The organism is Segatella albensis DSM 11370 = JCM 12258 (genome assembly GCF_000426565.1).
In the GTDB taxonomy this organism is placed as follows: Bacteria; Bacteroidota; Bacteroidia; order Bacteroidales; family Bacteroidaceae; genus Prevotella; species Prevotella albensis.
Genome location: NZ_AUFP01000012.1, coordinates 23961 through 45004, shown reverse-complemented (window position 1 = coordinate 45004; position 21044 = coordinate 23961). Strand labels below are relative to the sequence as shown.

Sequence of the window (21044 nt, the reverse complement as noted above, 5' to 3'; positions counted from 1 at the left end):
ATGTTTCGCTGGAAAGAGCATAGACGCAAGCATGATAGTTGTGAAACATGTGATGCGGAAGGATGTATCTTGAAAGTCATAAAGAAAGGGCACTCTCAAAAATGAGAATGCCCTTTTACTTATGTCTTATGCGTTAGATTCTCTCGATCTGTTCAGCTATGGTCTGTAGATGAAGATTATCAGAGCTTCGTAAACTGGCGATAATCGTACGGCGCATCTGTAATCTATCTTCAGAGGCAAATCCGTCACTAAGGTTTATATAGCGTTTGATTTCTTCCTCATAAGTTTCATATTTGTCACCATCATTAATACAACGTAGAATGGATATCTCGAGAAAACGCATCTCTTCATCCTTCTTTTGGGCCATGATCTGGTCATGACCTGTCATTTTCTTTTTTAATTCAATTCCCATGTTTTTGTTTTACTTACGTTACGACTCTTTTTTATTAGATACGAGTTATTGATGGCAAAGGTATTAAATATTCTACAATCAAGCAACTTTTTGTCATTATTTTTTTTATTTTCTTTATTTCTAGACTTATTCGTATTTCCCGAATGAGATTAGGGATTTTCCCATAATCAAATAGGAGAATCCTCTCGGAGGAATGTATAAGAATCATTACCTTTGCATCAGAAAGAAGATAAATGTATAATCATTTAAGACTATAATTATGAAGACTATAAAAATGATCATGATAACGATGATGTTGGCAATAGCCACTTCTGTATCAGCAATGCCTTATCACGAGGCAAGAGAGAAGGCGCTTTTCTTGAGTGACAAGATGGCTTATGAACTCGGTCTTACGGAAGAACAATATGAGGCTGTCTATCAGATAAACCTTGACTATCTGATGAATATGGACCGATATGATATCTATGGTAATTATTGGAACTATAGAAACAACAGTCTTGCCTATGTCCTCTCAAATTGGCAATATAATAGATATCTTGCTGCTGAGTATTTCTATCGCCCTGTATACTGGAGCAGTAATGCTTATTATTTCCGTATCTATGACAGATATTATGACCGTGACCTCTATTATCGTTCTCGTCCTCGTGTGTATATCACTTATCGTGGTGGACATGATAGGTTTTGGTATAAAAACCGTACTTGGCGTCAACCTAAGAAGAATAAGGTAATAAGGGAAAATCACAATAGGGATTTTGGTCATTTCAATGATAATAAGTATAATGGTAACAGATATGAGTTTGACAGAAACCGTGATTTCGGAAATGGTAATAGGTCCTTCGGAAACTCTCGAAGGAATCCCGAAGTCATGAGCAGACCAAACAATAGCTCTAGAGCATTCGGAGGACATCGATAGTTTGCTTCATGATAGATAAAGTATATAAAAATGTCGCGTGGATGGGCTTCTCAGCTGATTCACGCGACTGCGATTATAATTACTCAAGTATATAAGTAAAATGCTTTTGTTCTTGTTTCGTCGGATTTTAATATCTGGATCTAAGAATGACTCTTATCCCCATATATATCATCACTAAAACCCATAGCAAAGCCAAGGTAATAGTGAGTACTTTGAGAATCACAAAAATATACTCAAACATAATAATGGTACAAACTTACAAATTAGTTAAACGTTACGAGATAATACTTAATAAATAGAGTTATACTTTTAATAAAATCTTACCGTGCAAAGATAATACTTTGGGATTGAAACATAGGGGTATATTCGTTCAATTTTTGTACGAATGATACTTTTGATGGTTAAAAAGTGTGTACGATAACGTATTTATCCGTTCAAGCTCCCATTAATAAGTACAAAGTGACAAATAGATGTTAATGGATTATTAATATTTGTTTATTGTATATCTTACAAAAGGAAACAAATGATTCCTAAAGTAATAAGTATCGAGATTGTGACATTCTGTACCATATGCCATCTGCGTTCACGGCGAATCTGCTGATTATACAATACGATAAAGTCCATGTTTGGATTCATTTTTTCCTCATTTTCATAAAAAGCCTTCATAATTCGAATATAATATATTAAGTAATAAAATAGATATGCCTCATTTCTGCAAAAATAAGTATTAATTTGATAGCGCACAACCTTTTTCGTTAAAAAGGTTTTTCATTTTGTGACTAATTAGTTTTCATATCTGCAATATCCGAATAATATTTGTATCTTTGTCCGAAATTCATGAATAACCAATTCAATAAACCATAACATGAAACAACAAATTAAGAAGACACTTACTAGTGCAACACTTGCATCAACGGTATTATTGGCTTCGGCTGGCAATGGTAATCCGTTGCTTATGAAGAGTAATCTGCCCTTTGGGGCTCCTGATTTCAGCAAAATCCAGGAAGAGAACTATTTGCCGGCTCTGGAGTCTGGCATAGAACAGGAACGACAAGAGATAAAGAAGATCGTAGAAAACAAGGCGAAACCTACTTTCGAGAATACAGTACTCGCTTATGAAAAATGTGGGGTACTCTTCGATCGTGTATCTTCTATTTTCTTCTGTCTGACAAGTGCTGATAAAACACCGGGAATAGCACAAACTGAAAAGAAGGTCATGCCTTTGCTCACTCAGTTTGAAAACGAAGTATCGTTCAATCAGAAATTGTTTGAGCGCATCAAGTATGTTTATGACCATGAATACAATAAACTGAAAGGCGAAGACAAAAAACTACTCGAAGAGCAGTATAAGAGTTTTGTAAGAGCCGGGGCGCTGCTCTCCAAGGAGAAGAAGGCACGTATGGAGGCCATCAATAATCGCATTTCCGACTTGCAACAGCAATGGGGTACGGTTCTTCCTGATGCCACGAATCATGCTGTGGTTTGGGTGAATGATAAAAGTGAGTTGAAAGGACTAAGCGAAGCTGACATCGCTCAATGTAAAAAAGATGCAGAGGCTCGTGGTGGTCAGGCACCTTATTGTATTGTCATCGTGAATACCACCCAACAGCCTATCTTGGCAAGTCTCGAAAATCGTGAACTGAGAAAACGTGTCTACGAAGCTTCTATCCATCGTGCTGATGGTACGAACCAGTATAACACTTTCCCTATCGTTAGCGAGATTGCTAAGTTGAGAGCTGAAAAGGCCGAGATTATGGGTTATCATACATATGCTGCGTATTCGCTCGAGAAAACAATGGCTAAGAATACGGATAATGTATATGGTTTCTTGAAGAATCTGATCAAGGAATATAAACCTCTCGCTGATAAGGAAACGCAGGATATCGAGAGCTTTGCTCGTAAGACGATGGGCGAAGACTTTAAACTCGAACCTTATGACCGTTTCTATTATTCTGCTAAGATGAAGAAGGAGTTGCTCAACATCTCTGACGATGATGTGAAACCTTATTTCAACATCGATAGTGTACTGGTGAATGGTGTGTTCTATGCGGCTCATCGTGTTTACGGACTTAGCTTCAAGGAACGTAAGGATATTCCTACCTATCACCCAGACATGAAAGTTTTCGAGGTTATCGATAAGGATGGCAAGGATATCGCTTTATTCTATGTAGACTATTTCCGTCGCCCTACCAAACGTGGTGGAGCTTGGATGAGTGAATTCGCTAAACAAAGTGGGCTGCGCAAGCAGTTGCCTATTATATATAATGTATGTAATGTGGCGAAAGCCCCAGACGGACAACCTACTCTACTTACTTGGGATGAGACAACAACCATGTTCCATGAGTTTGGTCATGCTTTACATGGTATTCTCTCTAATTGCAAGTATAATACACTTTCTGGAACGGACGTGGCACGTGACTTCGTGGAGATGCCTTCACAGTTTAATGAATCGTTCGCAAGTATTCCTGAAATCTTCGATCATTATGCGCGCCATTATCTTACCAATCAGCCAATGCCGGAGGAGTTGAAAGCTAAGATGCTGCAATCAATTACTTTCCAACCAGCTTATGCCTTGGGTGAGAACTTGGCTGCTACCTGTCTGGATTTGGCATGGCATAATATTGCTGGCAAAGATGTCCCTACTGCAGAGAAAGCTCAGGAATTTGAGAGTAAGGTCTTGAAGGAGATTGGATTATTCGACACACAGATACCTCCTCGTTACTCTACTTCTTACTTTAACCATGTATGGGGAGGAGGCTATGCAGCAGGATATTATAGTTATCTATGGACTGAGGTTCTTGCATGCAATATTGCCGATTATTTCAAAGCTCATGGTGCTCTTGATCCTGCTGTTGGTCAGGCTTTCCGTGATAAGGTGTTAAGTCGTGGAAATACAAGAAACCTGATGAATATGTTCACAGACTTTACTGGTTTGAAAGAACCAAATGCTGAAAGTTTGCTCAAGGCCCGTGGTATGTAAAAAGAAAAAACTGAGATGATTTCCATAGTATGGGAATCATTCATACGATATAAAAAGAGGACAAAACCTGAGTATTGGTTTTGTCCTCTTTCGTTTAGAATAGCGGAGGTAATCACTATTTCATTTCAAAACCAATACGTACACCATCATAATTCTTACTGATGTCGCCAATGGTTATAGCTGTAGAGTTTCCGCTGATAGCAGCTAAGGTCTGCAACAAAGTAAGAAGTTTTTTAGATTCAAAAAGGATGCAGATGCCATTGCTACTACGTTTGGTATAGCCATTAATACTGAGTAATAACCCCTGAAGATGTATTTGTTGAGTCTTGGCATTGAATGTATAGTTGCCATTCCACTTTGTTCCATCAATCTTGGCAGAGAACGTACCATTCTCATTAAATGTAATGTATGTATTCGACTTATTGAAACCTAAATGGTTATAAGTATCCTTCAACTTGTTCTTGATTTCTGTTGCAGCCACTTCACCACCGGCCTTGGCTAGTAGATTATTGGAAGTGAATGCACATCCGGGACCATGATAATGCCATGTTCCTACAAGGTCGCGGGCACTCAGTTTATCAAGACCAATAACCGATGTAAGGACGTTGCCGATAGTCTCGCCATTCGTCATCGCACCCAATACCTCACCAAGGATACCTGTTGACGAACCTGATGTTGCCATTGTACCACAGCTAACAAGAAACATACAAAAACCTACTACTAGAATAAATAATTTTTTCATATCGCATATATTTTTATTTCTGCAAAGGTCGAATTTTTTCTTAAATCTACCAAATATAAGATTATGATTTTATCCTTTTCTATATGAATTTCTGCTATATTTCCCCTATTCGGTTACCTGTATATATAAATAGGTGTTTATGGAATAAAAAAGAAATCCTCGAGAAGAAGATCTCGAGGATTATGTTGTTAAAAACTAATTGCTAATTTAATTTACTTTACGACAACTTTCTTTCCATTATGAATATAAATGCCTGATACTGAAGGAACTGACGATAGCTTCTGCCCTTGAACAGTATACCATTCATCCTTTTCGTTTTTTAATTTCGCAGTATTTTCGATAATAGTATTTCCATAGTCAATGCTTATAGCACTAGACCTTGTAAGTGACTTGGAATAAGAAGCTGAAGCCTGTTGAATCTTGATATGGCCAAAGATGGCTTCTATCCATGTTCCACTGTTCCCCCATTGGTCGGCTACCGGAGTCCAACGGAAACGATAGTATCCTGTAGGTACATTGAATCTGACGTAGCCATGAGCAGAACCACTTGTTGATGCATTAAGATCCTTCTCTACGCTTTTGTTCAAGGCGATAATCTGACTGCCCACTACCTGATTATTACTATTGATGACTTCACATTTCATGTATGGATTGCCTGCCCATGCCACAGCATTATAGGTCAACGCATACTGTCCGGCCTTGAGCGACATACCATAACCATTGGCAGAACCAAACTCAGCATAGCCTGCTTTTGAAGCATCACTTTGACGAATGTAGAGACCTGTTGCCAAATCGCCACCTGCCTTAAATTGGAATACACGTGGACCGGCACCGGCTGCTCCAGCTGACAAGGTCGTTCCAGCATCAACGATCGTCCATCCTGTAGGCACCTCGTTGGCTGTGTTGAAAGACAAAGGATTGCCTTTAGCATATAATCCGATGTTGCCCAGTACTACTTCTTCCCAGATGCCACCATTTCCTTGAGCATCGGCAACAGGTGTGAAACGTATGCGATAGCTACCTTTTATCATTGAATAAAAACTTAAACGTAACTGTGCAGAATTGGTGACACGTGTGCCGGTATTCTTGTTTACATTCGGACGAACGGCGATAATCGTTGAGGTAAGGACTGCATTTGTAGGATCAAAGACTTCTACCTTCAGATAAGGTGTTCCCTGCCAAGCTGCAGCGTTGCAGACAACTTCGTATTCGCCATATCCGAGGTTCAGACGATAGCCATTCTTTCCTCCATATTCGATAAAACCGCCCTTGTCCGCAGAAACTTCGCGACAATAGAATACTGAATTGAAATCGCCACCTCCTGGCCATTTCATGATACGAGGACCACGAGCCACATTACCAGGAGCTGCCTCTTCACCATTATCACAAACGGTCCAACCTTCTGGAATAAAGTCAGACTGGTTTGTATTCCATGCAGGAATTAGGCTCGTTCCATAGTTTGTTGGCTGTGATGGTTGCGGTTGTACCTGTCCACCACCCTGCTCACCTTGTGAACCGGAGCCACTCTTATGCGCATAGTTCACTTTGGCATATTCGGCATACCAGTTAAAGCAAGCCTTGGCACAAGCTTCCTGGTTACCACCGAAAGAAGGTGTTACACGACCGGATTTCAGGTAAGTATCAAGGTCGACATAGTCGTCAGCACTCGTAAGGGTCATACTGATGTTACCGAAGTGATCCATACAGGCCTTCCAAGCATTTCCCCATTTTGAGGTTGTCGCTGTTCCCCATGTTCCTTGGTTAGAACCTACCCATTCACCAAACTCGTTATACTTACCAGTACCCGGCTTCTCAGGACTCCAGTCGATTTCACTCACAAGGATTGGGTTGGTTTTTACTACAGGCACCTGATTCTGGAAGTTCTGGATAAATCCCCAACTTGTGGCATTCGTAGCCTTTTGACCATACCATCCGGGATAGACATGTACTGCATAGCCAATGTTGCTGCCCACAATAGGGTTGGTCTTGTAGTCCTGATATTGAGATTGATAACCTGTACCAGGAACCCAGATGACACCAGTAAAGCCATTCTTGCGAATCAAATCTACAATAGGTTGGAAATAATCATGAAGTGCACTGGCAGAATTTTGTCCCCACTGGTTTGTTACGTGAACAGGTTCGTTGGCCAGTTCAATAGAGATGACACCTGCATGACTTTTGATATTCGAGTTACTCGATACGATATTCCAAACCGTTTTTAGATAATTCTGATAAGCATCGCCTACGCGAAGTTCTTTAGGACATACTCCAGGAGGTCGGACGACAACATACAAACCATGATTCAGGGCCTTCTGTGCAATTGGGAAATAAAGAGAATTCAGATACTTCTGCAGACGAGCTGCACTAAACTTAGAGATATCAGCCTCACCATTTGCTCTTCCCTCATTAGTCCAACAAGGATCTAGATGAAGACGGAAGATGTTGCAATAAGCACCCTGACGTGTGTCAGTAATAGCAGCAAACATCTTATCAAAATAGTTGATACATGCACTCACGGTTCCATCATTGCATGCATATCCCCATCGATTGTGGTTAAAATAAGGATTAGGGGTGTCCATTACTCCATGTAGTACCACCTTGTGACCTGTCGGGTCTTTTAGTTGATTCCCATCTACGTGTAAGGGCTCTACAACTCCAAACTGAGCCCAAGCTCCTATTGGCATAGACATCGCCACCAAAAAAGAAGCTAAAACTTTCTTAATCATTTCGCATATTTTTTTTAAGGTTATAAAAATAATTAGTTTTTAACATTGCAAATGTCGTATTTTTATGTTAATAATACTTTGTGTAACGTACCAAATACTTTCTCATTTGGTTCAAATGCTTGATATTTTGATTCATCGGACAAAACTTTTGTTTTTTTGTAATTTGATTTTCTTTTTTTTGCTTACCTTTGCGTGTAGAAATAATTAAAATACCAAGAAACAAATGGAAAAAACATGGAGATGGTTCGGTAAAAAAGATAACATCACGCTGGCCATGCTAAAACAAATCGGTGTAGAAGGAATTGTAACAGCTCTCCACGATGTACCTCTCGGTGAAGTTTGGACTCGTGAGAAAATTCATGATTTGAAATCATATATTGAAAGTTACGGCATGCGATGGAGCGTTGTCGAGAGTCTTCCTGTAGTAGAAACCATCAAATATGCTGGTCCTGACCGTGATCATCAGATTGAGGTCTATAAGGAGAGTCTCCGTAATTTGGCTGCCGAAGGCATTCATACAATCTGCTATAATTTTATGCCAGTCCTCGACTGGGCACGAACGGATTTGTTGCATGCTAATCCTAATGGGACATCAAATCTATACTTCAGTATACCGGAATTCGCTTACTTCGACATCTATATATTAAAACGTGAAAATGCCCGTGAAAGTTGGGCAGATTTCAAAGTACTCGGCCCTGACGGTAAACCTAACGGTCGCGATATATTAAAAGAGGTTGATGAACTTAAGAAGACCATGACCCCGGAAAAGGATCATGCCCTTGTAGAAAATATCGTCATCAAGACACAAGGATTTGTAAGTGGAAACTTCAAAGAAGATGATGAACATCCTATCGAATTGTTCCGAGAACTTTTAGCACTCTATAAAGGTATAGACAAGAAACAGTTACGCGAGAACATGAAATATTTTCTCGAAGCTATCATGCCTGTATGCGAGGAGTGTGACATGTATATGTGCGTGCATCCTGATGACCCTCCTTTCCAGATCCTTGGTTTGCCTCGTATTGTGACAAGCAAGGAGGATATCGAATGGTTCCTGAATGCTGTTCCTAACAAGCATAACGGGCTCACCTTTTGTGCCGGTTCACTAAGTGCCGGTGCTCAGAATAATGTTGTGGAGTTGGCACGCCAGTTTGCCTCACGCACCTGGTTCGTACATCTTCGTTCTTGTCATGTATTCCCTAATGGCGATTTCACCGAAGCAAGTCATTTGGGTGGTCGTGCCGACCTTATCGAACTGACAAGGATCTTTGAAAAGGTAAACCCACAACTTCCTATGCGTGTAGACCATGGTATGACCATGCTGGGAGATGAGACAAAAGGATATAATGCAGGTTACAGTTTCTTAGGGCGTATGTTCGCTATGGGACAGGTACAGGGAATTATAGCAACGGTAGATCGCGAGTTAGGAATAGAATACAAGCAACCAGGATTCTTCGATTAAAAATACATTTAAAAAAGGAAAAGATATGAAAAATTTATTTGATATTAAAGACTACGTTGTAGTCATCACAGGTGGTACAGGTGTTCTCGGCCGTTGTATTGCCAAATATCTCGCTGAGCAAGGTGCGAAAGTTTGTATTCTTGGTCGCAAGGAAGAAGTTGGACAGGCTATTGTCGAAGATATCGTGAAGAACGGTGGCGTAGCCAAATTCTATAAGACCGATGTGATGAATCAGAAAATCGTAGAGCAGAACTGTAAGGATATTCTTGCTGACTTCGGTCGTGTAGATACATTATTGAATGCTGCCGGTGGCAATCAGAAGGGCGCAACTATCACCCCTGATCAGAATTTCTTCGACCTGAAGGCCGATGAGTTCCAGAAGGTATTGAACCTGAACCTTACCGGAACCGTTATTCCTACACAGGTATTCCTTCGTCCGATGGTAAAACAAGGTAAAGGCTCTGTCATCAACTTCTCTAGTATGGCAGCCTTCCGTCCTATGACCCGTGTTTGTGGATATGCCGCTGCCAAGGCTGGTATCAGTAACTTCACAGCCTATATGGCACATGAGACAGCCATGAAGTTCGGTGAAGGTATACGAGTAAACGCTATTGCTCCGGGGTTCTTCATTACCGAGCAGAACCGAGCATTACTTACCAATCCGGATGGTAGTTTTACTCAACGTGGAAAGGATGTTATCCGTCAGACCCCATTCGGTCGTATGGGTAAACCAGAAGAGCTATGTGGTACCATTCAGTATCTGATGAGCGATGCAGCAGCATTTGTGACAGGTACCGTAGCAGTAGTAGATGGAGGTTTCAATACCTTCGCTATGTAAATGACTCATTTGCTTTATGATAAAGGGACTGTGAAGTTCTGAAATCTATCAACTATGTAATAAACAGGGCTGTGGTAATTTTCCACAGCCTTTATTTATTCTATAAATTGTGGTAATAAGGGGATAAATATGGCTTTTATAGGTTTAAGTATCATTTTTTACAAGAAAATTCAAAGAAAAGCCTTAAAAAACGTGCAAGTTTCCAAAAATTAATTTATCTTTGCGAAATATAAAACAGTTTTAGATAGATACAAGTAGATTATTTGATAAAAGTGGATTTTAAATTCGTTCCAGTCTTCAGTTTTCTACATTTGAAGTTGTAAGCATACAATTAATAGTTCATTTGCATTTAAGCATACTAAAAATTACTTATTCACACATGATAATTTAGAATTTTAGAGAGTTTTTCAAGCAAATTTAAGAGGTTAGTTTTTACGTGCGTGAGCATATCTATAAACTAAAAAGAAAGATTCGGCAAGTGATTGTCGAATCTTTTTCTATTTTGTCTATCTCAAAAAAGAATGTTTTTTATTTTGTAACTCATATAAAATTACTAACTTTGCAGCCGGTAAAAAGATTAAGGTGTAAAAATGAAAAAGTTAGTTTACAAAAAACCAAAGATTGAAAAGATAACTATCGCTCCTATCATGTTACTTTGCAGCGATAACGAAGAAAAGTATTAAATTTATCTCTACACACTATAATGGGTTATAGTGAAAAAATAAAAAAAAGGTCGTATTCAACAGAATGCGACCTTTCTCGTAGACAGAAACTTATCCGTCTTTATCTAAGGGATGTCATATCATTATTCTTCGTTGATGATCTTTCTACCCTCGCCTACAGCTTCCATATTCAGCGGAATCAGATTATGATGGCGTTCAGGAAGCGTTTTATATAATGCCTTTTCAAGTGCCTTGTCTGGTAAGATAGGACAAACCTGAAGTAATCCACCTAATACGATCATGTTAAAGACCTTAGAATTCTTCATCTCAGCAGCCTTATCCATTGCATCGATACGATACACCTTGATATCCTTACGCTTAGGAGGATTCATCACACCAAAACCATCATAGATAAGGATACCACCCGGTTTCACCTTACTCTCAAACTTATCGAGTGATGGTTGATTCAGCACGATAGCAATATCATAACTACTAAGGATTGGCGAAGAGATACGATTATCGCTGATGATTACCGTAACATTGGCAGTACCGCCACGTTGCTCTGGACCATAAGCAGGCATCCAGGTCACTTCTTTATTTTCCATCAAACCGGAATAAGCCAGTATCTTACCCATTGAGAGTACTCCCTGACCACCAAATCCGGAGATTATTATTTCTTTCTTCATATTTCTATTATTCTATCCTCCACACCTGATGAATCATCATCAGGTGCAAAGCCATAAAGATTAAAAACTATAGACCTGTTGTATCTTTCAAATCACCCTTATGATAGAATTCCAACATATGTTCTTCCAACCATTCATTGGCTTTCACAGGACTCATCTTCCAACCACTGTTACAGGTACTTACCACTTCTACCAAACTGCTACCCTTGCCATGCATACTAGCCTCGAAAGCTTTACGGATAGCCTTCTTGGTCTGTCGGATAGCAGCCACGGTCTCTACGCTCTGTCGGGTTACATAACAAGTGCCGTCAAGTTGAGCAGCCAATTCCGTAATCTTCAGGGGATAACCATGGATTTTCGAGTCACGTCCATACGGACAAGTAGCCGTCTTCTGACCTATCAGAGTGGTAGGAGCCATCTGACCACCCGTCATACCATAGATCGCATTATTGATGAAGATGATAGGAATGTTCTCACCTCTATTCAAGGCATGGATTGTTTCACAAGTACCGATACAAGCCAAGTCACCATCCCCCTGATATGTAAACACAAGTCGATCGGGCCACAATCTCTTGATCGCTGTTGCTACTGCTGGTGCACGACCATGAGCAGCCTCTTGCCAGTCGATATCCAGATAGCGATAGGCAAACACGGCACATCCTACCGGACAAACACCCACAGTCTTCTCCTCCATACCCATTTCCTCGATAACCTCGGCAACGAGTTTGTGAACCACACCATGTGAACATCCCGCACAATAATGCATTGGCGTATCGTTCATCAATTTTGGTTTCTCATACACCAGATTCTCAGGTGAAATTATATCTTCATTCATCGCTTACATCATTTTTTTAAGATTCTCAACTATCTCCTGTGGTTCCGGTACAATACCGCCCAGTCGTCCGAAATGCTCTACCGGTACGGCACCATTCACAGCAAGCTTTACATCCTCTATCATCTGACCGGCATTGATTTCTGCTACGAGCATACCCTTCACCTTCTTTGCCAGTTCTGTCAACTGCTTCTCAGGGAAAGGCCATAACGTGATTGGTCGGAAAAGTCCAACCTTGATACCTTCTTCTCGTGCGATCTCGATAGCCTTCTCGGCAATACGGGCGGCACTACCGAAAGCCACGATTACATAATCGGCATCCTCGCATCTCAGCATTTCGTATCTCACCTCATGGTCCTTAATCTTCTGATACTTAGCTTGCATAGCTAAATTTCGTTGTTCCATTACTTCCGGTTTCAATTCAAGAGAGGTAATGATATTCGGCTTGCGGTCAGCAGTTCGTCCGAAAGTAGCCCACGGACATTCTTTCTTGATCTGTTCCTCAGTACGACGAGGTTTTATCGGTGGCAATACCACCTTTTCCATCATCTGTCCGATAACACCATCCGAGAGAATCATGGCAGGGTTGCGATAGCGGAAAGCAAGTTCAAAAGCCAAGTCTACAAAGTCAGCCATCTCTTGCACACTATTTGGAGCTAGAACGATGACATTATAGTCACCATTACCACCACCACGAGTAGCCTGGAAATAGTCAGCCTGGGAAGGTTGGATCGTACCCAGTCCGGGACCACCGCGTTGTACGTTCACGATGACACCAGGCAATTCTGCACCGGCCATATATGCGATACCTTCCTGCATCAGAGCCACACCAGGGCTTGAAGAAGTGGTAAGCACACGCTTGCCGGCACCGGCTCCACCATATAACATATTGATAGACGCCACCTCACTCTCAGCCTGCAAAACGACCATTCCTGTAGTCTCCCAAGGTTTGAGCAAAGCTAAAGTCTCGATGATCTCACTTTGAGGGGTGATAGGATAACCGAAGAAGCCATCTGCACCACATCTAATGGCAGCATGAGCAATTGCCTCATTGCCTTTCATTAACAACACTTCGTTTTCCATATCGTCATTCCTCCACTTTTTTTCTGTACACGGTAATGCAACCGTCAGGACAAACAATGGCACACGATTTACAACCTGTACAGGCATCAGCCTGAATACTTGGCTCTACATACGGGTAACCGCTTACATTTACTTTCTTGTCAGCCATCGCTATTGCTTGCTTAGGACAAGCCGCGATACACAAGCCGCATCCCTTGCATCGATCCGTATTCACCACGATGGCTCCTTTTATCTTGCTCATTTATATTGTGTTTATTATTATTTTTCACATATATTATATAAGGTAGCAAACTTTTATGGATTATAATAATCCTTACAATAGAAAGAATAAATATCTTCGAGCATCCGCTTAGCTTCTACGGCCGGACTTTTTGCATCTAGAGCGATAGCCTCCATGTAGCAATGGATTGCTTCATCGAAATGCTGATGGCGACGCTCTTCATTTCCTTTCAGATACCATTCTTCACTTGTCATATCATTACTACTTTTTTCTCAAAGACAAATTTATAAGAAATCGATAAGATAAGTGGAAGTGGTCGTATAAACTTAACATATATTATACAAAAGATTGGCGATTTTGCACATTCATTTTTGATGTGTGCAAGTGATTCATGCCTGAAGGATATAAAAAGCAGAGGCCACCTGTATATCAACAGATAGCCTCCCTGTGAAATACAAGGTCACCACAACAACCTCAACTAAAATTCATTATTTTGAAGATAAGTCTTTGGTAAGAAACTTATGCGACTGAAGCATTGCCTTAGGATCGAGAGCTTCGTCAAGAGCCTCCTTGGTCATCAACCCCTTTTCGATTACGATATCGTAAACCGAACGATTGGTTTCCAAAGCCTCTTTAGCCACCTTGGTACTATTCTTATATCCGATATAAGGATTCAGAGCCGTAACGATACCGATACTATTCTTCACCATGTCATAGCAACGCTCCTTGTTGACGGTAATACCGAGTACACATTCCTCTGTCAACGTGTCAATAGCATTATGCAGCCACCACAGACTCTCGAACAAGCATTCCGTGATTACCGGTTCCATGACATTAAGTTCCAACTGTCCGGCCTCTGCGGCAAACGAAACCGTGGTATCGTTACCGATTACCTTGAAACATACCTGATTGGTAACCTCTGGGATGACAGGGTTCACCTTACCCGGCATAATAGAAGAACCAGGAGCCTTGGCAGGAAGGTTGATCTCTTTCAGTCCACAACGAGGGCCCGACGCCATCAATCGTAAGTCGTTACAGATCTTAGACAGTTTGATGGCCAAGCGCTTCAGTGCACCCGAATAGCTCACATAAGCACCCGTGTCAGGAGTAGCTTCCACAAGGTCAGTAGCCGACACAAAGTTCTCCCCCGTAAGTTTACTCAAGTTGGCAGCACAGAGTTTGGCAAATCCAGGAACCGCATTCAGTCCCGTACCGATAGCCGTACCACCCATATTAATTTCGTGAAGCAATTTTACATTACGATCCAGGTTTAGCACCTCTTCTTCGAGGTTATTGGCATAAGCCTTGAACTCTTGTCCGAACGTCATTGGCACAGCATCCTGCAACTGAGTTCTTCCCATCTTGATGGCATCATTATACTCGTCAGCTTTATAGCGCAACGCACTAATCAGTCCGGTAAGACTGGCCACCAATGTTTTATTCATACGAATAATCGCATAACGGATAGTCGTCGGATAAACATCATTTGTAGATTGACCACAGTTTACGTGGTCATTAGGATAACAATATTGATACTCGCCCTTCTTGTGTCCCATGATTTCGAGCGCACGGTTGGCGATAACCTCGTTCGCATTCATGTTAACCGATGTACCGGCACCACCCTGCATCATGTCGATAGGGAAATTCTCATGCCATTTGCCATCTATGATCTCGCGACACGCCTGACTGATGGCACCGGCGATCTCGTCACCGATGACGCCCAGCGCATGGTTAGTCTGTACGGCAGCCAACTTCACATAAGCTATTGCGATTACATAATCAGGATAATCACGCATTTTCTTGCGAGAGATATGATAATTGTTGATGCCTCGTTGGGTCTGTACGCCGTATAACGCATCGGCAGGAACCTTGAGTTCGCCCAAAAGGTCGCTCTCAACTCTAAATTTTTCTTCGGTCATAATATTTGTATTTATATAATATATAAGAGAGAAATAAATTATATGCAAAGGTATAAACTTTTGATAGAATGAGAACTTATAGTATGTTAATTATTGTAAACAAATTAAGAATAAGTTTTGTTAATAAGATAAAAAAGATATGGCGCTACCCTCACGAGCGGCACCATTTAAATATATAAGATAAGAACTTTTTCTTCTGATTATTCATATATGTGTAATCGTTACGAAGAATATAATTTTATAAATAATCAGAGAATTATTAATCTAATACCCAATTTTTATAAAACTGGATATTTCTTCGCATATATAAATCTTTCTTCTTTCTACCGCAAATTTATGGAAATCCTTTAAAATAGAAGTTATCATGTCTCATAAAAAAGTTATCATGTACCTAAAATAAACGAGAATTACCTGTTTTTAATCAAAAAGTCGTATATTTGCATCGCAAAATAGATAAACAACACATGACATTAATATATTACATTACGATAATTTGTCTTAATCTGACACTCATATACATGATAACATTTCAACATGTTTATGGAAGAAAGATGGACGATACACATTTCCAATTTCGTCGTCATTCGTTTTTAACGTTCTTTAGTATATTACTATCAGCCACGATAAGCGATTTGTTCATTGTCGACAATGGTCGTATAGAGATACTCCCACTATTCACAATTTGTCTATATTATTCCGCTTTTGTTACATTTGTGTTGTTGGCATCGGCCTATTACGGAAGGATGCATTATCGCAATCCGTTCAACTGGTTTTTCCTGTTGCAATATCCGTTGATTCTTATCATCTTTTATTTCATCATGCGCCTAAGCAACAGGTATCGACAAATTTACCAGTGGGAAGGCATCATACCTGTTGACGGTACGGCAGCGCATGTCATCTTTGTAGCTCGCATCGCCTGGTTGGCCATTATTCTGTTGTCTTATCTCTTCATGCTTGGCGAACTCATCGAAGCATACCTGTTTTGGCGGAAGCATCGGCGAGAACATATCTCGGAGATGGAAAATATACAGACAGACCGTGAGCATTTTAACCTGGCCTCCTATGTTACGATCCTCATCCTTTTCACAGTTGCTCACATGCTACCCTACCTTTGGTTTCACAGTTTGTGTCACGTCTTGTTGATCGGTCTGTTGCTACGGTCTATTTGCGTGTACACACAATTTGTACGTTATACCCAGATGAAACTTAAAGGATGTTACACGGCTGAGATTATCCGTACCGAATTGCTGCGCCTCCTCAAAAGAGAGAACAACAACCCGATATATTCCAGTAACTGTACCTTGGAGGCGGTCGCTGATACCTTGAATGTTGACCGTATGGAACTGAGTGACTATATATATAATAATGTGGGACTCACGTTCAGCGCTTGGATCAGCGAGAAAAAGTTGTGCCGTTGCGCCGACCTGCTGGCAAAGACCGACCGAGAGATCAGCGATATTGCTATGGCCACAGGTTATCGAACCAAACAAGCAATGTATAAAGCTTTCAAAGCTCGTTTTAAGATGACCCCTGCCGAATATCGTAAAAACAAGACTTTACGCAGTTAACTTCATCAGCTTACGCAGTTAACTATATAGGCCGACGCAGTTAACTCTATCAGCCCACGAAGTTAACTGCGTATTTTGCATATTCCTAAAAAGGGTCATACCTATATCTATTTCAATCTGTCGATTGGTCTATTATTTAAATATTGTCTAAATAGCAAAACAAAATGTTTCACGAAAAAGGATTCTACTCAAAAGATACGTTATCATGCGAGATTTCACCGAGTATGAATATGTTTCACTATCGTAGACGTAAGCAATAATCAAAAATGATTATCAGCCTAATAATCAACAAGTTATAAATCCTTTAAGCAGATTAATTCGATGGTTTTCGGAAAAATCCGTTAACTATCTTATTATTAGACAGTTACATCAAAAATATTATTTTCTGTATTTTTAAAGGATTTGCATGATATTGATTTCTTTTTTATCTTTGCAAAAGCTAGAAAGTAATACGTCGTCGAAAGACACATTTGTAATTTAACTCAATAATGGAAACAAGCCCGAAAAAGCTCTGGGATAAATGTCTCTCCTTAATCAAAGGAAATGTCACAGAGCAACAATACGATACCTGGTTTAGGCCGATTGTCTTCGAGAAATTCGACCCAAAGACCCAAACGCTCTTGGTAAAAGTACCGAGTCCATTCGTCTATGAATACTTGGAGCAGAACTTTGTAGACTTGCTGAGCAAGGTTCTACACCATTATTATGGGGAAAAAGTACGTCTTACTTATCGCATCGTTACCGATAATGAACATAAGATTTCGCAGGATATAGAGGCTGATCCTGCCAATGCCGTTACTCCTCAACCTAAGACAAGGGCCAACGAGGCTCCTTCTCTCCTCGATCAGCATTCCGCGGATTTGGATTCTAACCTGAATGCGCATCTCACCTTTAATAATTATATCGAAGGTGATAGTAATAAGTTGCCCCGTTCTATCGGTGCGTCGATAGCGGAACATCCTAACACAACCCAGTTCAACCCTCTCTTTATTTACGGTCCGTCGGGATGTGGAAAAACGCATCTGATCTCCGCCATCGGCAACCGAACCAAACAGTTGTATCCTCAGAAACGAGTACTCTACATTAGTGCCAAACTCTTTCAGGTACAGTTCACCCAGGCGGTAATCAGTAATCGTACAAATGATTTCATCGGATTCTACCAGACCATAGATATGCTTATCGTGGATGATATTCAGGAGTGGATGGGTAAAGGTAAGACGCTGGACACATTCTTCCACATCTTTAACCACCTTTTCAAGAATGGCAAACGAATTATCTTAGCGAGCGACCGTCCTCCGGTAGAGTTAAAAGATATGCCCGACAGATTGCTCACCAGATTCTCATGCGGACTTATTGCCGAATTGGAGAATCCAAACAAACAGTTGTGTGTAGATATTCTGAAAGATTTGATTAGAAAGAACGGTTTGAACATTCCGGAAGACGTGATCTATTTCATTGCGGAAAATGCCGATGGCAGCGTAAGAGATCTACAGGGCGTCATCAACGGTCTGCTCGCTTATAGTATCACCTATGGCGGAGAAATCAACCTCAAGTTGGCCGAACGTTGTATCAAGCGCGCGGTAAAGATGGAAGACAAGCATACCCTTACCGTTGACGACATCGTGAATTCCGTATGTAACCATTATGAGGTTTCTGCTACATCTATCAACAGCAGAAGCAGAAAACACGAGTTGGTCGTAGCTCGACAGGTCTCGATGTATCTGGTGCAGAAATATACGCGCATCCCTACCAGTAGGATCGGTAAGATGATCGGAAACAGAGACCATTCTACCGTCATCCACAGTTGTACGGCCGTAGAGAATCTGTTGAAGGCAAATCATGCTTTTGCCGAGGAGATAGCCAGTATCGAGAACTCGTTCAAACTAAAGAAGGCGTAGTCCTTCTTTAGTTTGTGTCCTAGAAACCCACAAAGCCATCGACTATTTCTTCTTATGGGCTATCATGACTAGATTTTCTCGTAGATCTTCCTCCGGGACGAGTCCGAGTTTCTTTCGGATTCTGCCCCTTACGGCACTCACATTCTTCTCCGACTTATTGAGTATACGAGCCACCTCTTTGAGCGTATGACCGGCGATCACGTATTTACATACCTCGAGTTCCACAGGGGTAAAGGTTGGGAACACCTTTGATAGACCGTCTTTTTCTGCTTCCTTTTCCGCCATTCTTATCTTCACGGCTTCAATGATATTATGCTCAGATTGTTCCCCGAGTTTACGGAACAGTCGGGAGATACTCTTTCGATCGTTCCTATTATTTCTGCTGAGTTGTACGAAGACCACAAATTCCTCCTCCGTCATCTGGAAAGAGCGCAGCAATCCCTCCTGCTGTGAGCGGAACTTGATATTCTCCTGTTGGATAGTATGGATGGTAGAATGACAGATGGAAGCCAGAAAACACGTGATAGCCATCAAGATGACGAAGAGCGTCGTGATAGCCATGCTGATGACGCCACCATGATAAAAACCGGCAAAGAGGATCGTGACGATGGACATCGCGGCAACGATAAACGGGGCACGAGGCACGAATCCCATCACGAGATACAGGAGTATGGAATAAGACGCTATCTGGTTGACCACGATAAGTACGTCAACATTCTCCGGAGGCAACACGGTGAGAAAGATGATACGCATAGACTCGAATAATTGCGAACCGATGCCATAATAGGCGAAAGCTCCTACCAAACTCATCTTATGCGTCAGGAATAATGCTATCGAGGATATGTTTACCAAGAGAAGTCCTATCGTAATAATAATATAGGTAGTTGGAGCATGCCCTAAGATACTGATTAAATTTGTGGAGAGGACGATGAAAGAAATGATAAAGTTGAGCAAGAACACCGTGAATCGGAGCCTTTCCTCACTATTTTCCCCATGCTGTTCTATAAAATCTTGTAACAGAATCTTTAAAGGTAGTGTAGTCATGATATATCGGTTGATTATGGTTTCTGATGCAAAGATAGCACAATTTTTTGAATCCAAAAACTTTTCACCCTACAAAATACAGAAATATTGTGGGGTTTTGTGGGGTCGTTTTTTCGGATGTTGGGTCATTTTGGGGTATAATTTATTTGCATGGTATGCTCATTTTATATATATTTGCATCATCGAAGAAAAAAATAGATCTTTCATCTTTCTAAAAAAATCGCAATTTACAATTTAACTAAAGACAGTGGTTAACACAAAAGACTAGTAGTCCGTAAGGGATGATATAGGCACGATACAATAAGTATCGTGCCTTCTTGTTTAGAGAACTTTTATCCTAATTCAAATCAAGCTAAAGGCTACCTTCATCATATTGGTGAAAGCATTCTGGCGTTCTTCAGCCGATGTAGCCTTGTCTTCTACCAGACTGTCACTGATGGTAAGGATCGTAAGTGCCTTCTTTCCGGCTGCCGCTGCATTAGCATAGAGCGCCGCACTTTCCATCTCAACGGCAAGGACACCCATCTTGGCCCAATTCTTCCATTCCTGGTTATCATCATAGAAGACATCGCTACTCAGCACATTACCTACCCAGTAGCGGATGCCCATCTTCTTACAGCCATCTACGGCCGAAGAGAGCAAGTCGTAATCTGCGATAGGCGCATAAGTACCCGGCAAGCGATATTGATGAAGATAGTTAGAATCGGTACAAGAACCCTGAGCGATGACGACGTCGCCCAAATCCATTCCCTTCTGAATACATCCTGCGGTACCCACGCGGATGATCTGTTTGACATCATAGAAATGGAACAATTCGTAACTATAGATTCCTACTGATGGCATACCCATGCCATGGCCCATCACGCTGACACGTTTGCCCTGATAGGTACCGGTGTAACCAAACATGTTACGTACACCATTAAACTGAACAGGACTCTCGAGGAAATGCTCTGCCATGAACTTGGCGCGCAAAGGGTCGCCCGACATAATTACGGTTTCAGCTATATCACCAAGATTAGCTGCATTGTGTGGAGTTGACATAATATTTTATTTTTATAG

18 protein-coding genes are annotated in these 21044 nt (G+C 41.0%); 6 read left to right on the top strand and 12 right to left on the bottom strand.

Going from position 1 to position 21044, the window contains the following annotated elements:
• Positions 1-133: 133 nt before the first annotated feature.
• Positions 134-412, bottom strand: a complete 279-nt coding sequence (locus K333_RS0108000; protein ID WP_027452549.1) for a hypothetical protein — start codon at positions 410-412, stop codon at positions 134-136.
• 259 nt (positions 413-671) lie between these two features.
• Here K333_RS0108000 and K333_RS12125 point away from each other — a divergent pair, with 259 nt between their 5' ends.
• Positions 672-1325 (top strand): hypothetical protein, encoded by a 654-nt coding sequence (locus K333_RS12125; RefSeq protein ID WP_154653018.1) that lies wholly within the window; start codon positions 672-674, stop codon positions 1323-1325.
• Positions 1326-1832: 507 nt separating this feature from the next.
• On the opposite strand, the gene K333_RS13175 is transcribed toward K333_RS12125, so the two are convergent.
• Complete coding sequence (locus tag K333_RS13175) at positions 1833-1991, bottom strand: hypothetical protein (RefSeq protein ID WP_154653017.1); 159 nt, start codon at positions 1989-1991, stop codon at positions 1833-1835.
• A 199-nt stretch (positions 1992-2190) separates the two neighbouring features.
• On the opposite strand from K333_RS13175, the gene K333_RS0107985 reads away from it, so the two are divergent.
• Positions 2191-4305: a M3 family metallopeptidase gene (locus K333_RS0107985; RefSeq protein ID WP_027452548.1), complete on the top strand. Its 2115-nt coding sequence runs from the start codon at positions 2191-2193 to the stop codon at positions 4303-4305.
• Positions 4306-4420: 115 nt separating this feature from the next.
• Here K333_RS0107985 and K333_RS0107980 read toward each other — a convergent pair whose 3' ends face one another.
• Positions 4421-5047: a DUF4923 family protein gene (locus K333_RS0107980; protein ID WP_024990320.1), complete on the bottom strand. Its 627-nt coding sequence runs from the start codon at positions 5045-5047 to the stop codon at positions 4421-4423.
• Positions 5048-5259: 212 nt separating this feature from the next.
• Positions 5260-7773, bottom strand: a complete 2514-nt coding sequence (locus K333_RS0107975; protein ID WP_027452547.1) for a cellulase family glycosylhydrolase — start codon at positions 7771-7773, stop codon at positions 5260-5262.
• Positions 7774-7996: 223 nt separating this feature from the next.
• Between K333_RS0107975 and uxuA the strand changes: the two genes are divergently transcribed.
• On the top strand, positions 7997-9235 hold the full coding sequence (gene uxuA / locus K333_RS0107970) for a mannonate dehydratase (RefSeq protein WP_024990318.1): 1239 nt from the start codon (positions 7997-7999) through the stop codon (positions 9233-9235).
• A gap of 25 nt (positions 9236-9260) precedes the next feature.
• On the top strand, positions 9261-10073 hold the full coding sequence (locus K333_RS0107965) for an SDR family oxidoreductase (protein ID WP_027452546.1): 813 nt from the start codon (positions 9261-9263) through the stop codon (positions 10071-10073).
• 805 nt (positions 10074-10878) lie between these two features.
• On the opposite strand, the gene K333_RS0107955 is transcribed toward K333_RS0107965, so the two are convergent.
• The 6 genes from K333_RS0107955 to aspA all read right to left on the bottom strand — a co-directional run bounded on the left by K333_RS0107955 (position 10879) and on the right by aspA (position 15475).
• Positions 10879-11421: a 2-oxoacid:acceptor oxidoreductase family protein gene (locus tag K333_RS0107955; protein ID WP_024990317.1), complete on the bottom strand. Its 543-nt coding sequence runs from the start codon at positions 11419-11421 to the stop codon at positions 10879-10881.
• Between the two features lie 67 nt (positions 11422-11488).
• On the bottom strand, positions 11489-12256 hold the full coding sequence (locus K333_RS0107950) for a thiamine pyrophosphate-dependent enzyme (protein WP_024990316.1): 768 nt from the start codon (positions 12254-12256) through the stop codon (positions 11489-11491).
• Positions 12257-12259: 3 nt separating this feature from the next.
• The gene (locus K333_RS0107945) at positions 12260-13336 is read right to left on the bottom strand and encodes a 3-methyl-2-oxobutanoate dehydrogenase subunit VorB (protein ID WP_024990315.1); all 1077 of its coding nucleotides are present in this window, start codon (positions 13334-13336) and stop codon (positions 12260-12262) included.
• A 4-nt stretch (positions 13337-13340) separates the two neighbouring features.
• A complete protein-coding gene (locus K333_RS12120) occupies positions 13341-13577 on the bottom strand; it encodes an ATP-binding protein (RefSeq protein ID WP_024990314.1) in 237 nt (78 codons plus the stop codon).
• 53 nt (positions 13578-13630) lie between these two features.
• Complete coding sequence (locus K333_RS0107940) at positions 13631-13810, bottom strand: hypothetical protein (RefSeq protein ID WP_024990313.1); 180 nt, start codon at positions 13808-13810, stop codon at positions 13631-13633.
• 234 nt (positions 13811-14044) lie between these two features.
• On the bottom strand, positions 14045-15475 hold the full coding sequence (aspA, locus tag K333_RS0107935) for an aspartate ammonia-lyase (protein WP_024990312.1): 1431 nt from the start codon (positions 15473-15475) through the stop codon (positions 14045-14047).
• A 551-nt stretch (positions 15476-16026) separates the two neighbouring features.
• On the opposite strand from aspA, the gene K333_RS0107930 reads away from it, so the two are divergent.
• Together K333_RS0107930 and dnaA are read left to right on the top strand one after the other, a co-directional pair.
• The gene (locus K333_RS0107930; protein WP_161624558.1) at positions 16027-17043 is read left to right on the top strand and encodes a helix-turn-helix domain-containing protein; all 1017 of its coding nucleotides are present in this window, start codon (positions 16027-16029) and stop codon (positions 17041-17043) included.
• A 488-nt stretch (positions 17044-17531) separates the two neighbouring features.
• A complete protein-coding gene (gene dnaA, locus K333_RS0107925; RefSeq protein WP_024990310.1) occupies positions 17532-18941 on the top strand; it encodes a chromosomal replication initiator protein DnaA in 1410 nt (469 codons plus the stop codon).
• A gap of 42 nt (positions 18942-18983) precedes the next feature.
• Here the strand turns inward: dnaA and K333_RS0107920 are convergent, their stop codons facing one another.
• Positions 18984-19985 carry a helix-turn-helix transcriptional regulator gene (locus tag K333_RS0107920; RefSeq protein WP_024990309.1) on the bottom strand — a complete coding sequence of 334 codons (1002 nt, stop codon included), beginning with the start codon at positions 19983-19985 and terminating at the stop codon, positions 18984-18986.
• Positions 19986-20327: 342 nt separating this feature from the next.
• Complete coding sequence (gene deoD, locus K333_RS0107910; RefSeq protein WP_027452545.1) at positions 20328-21026, bottom strand: purine-nucleoside phosphorylase; 699 nt, start codon at positions 21024-21026, stop codon at positions 20328-20330.
• Between the last annotated feature and the right edge of the window lie 18 nt (positions 21027-21044).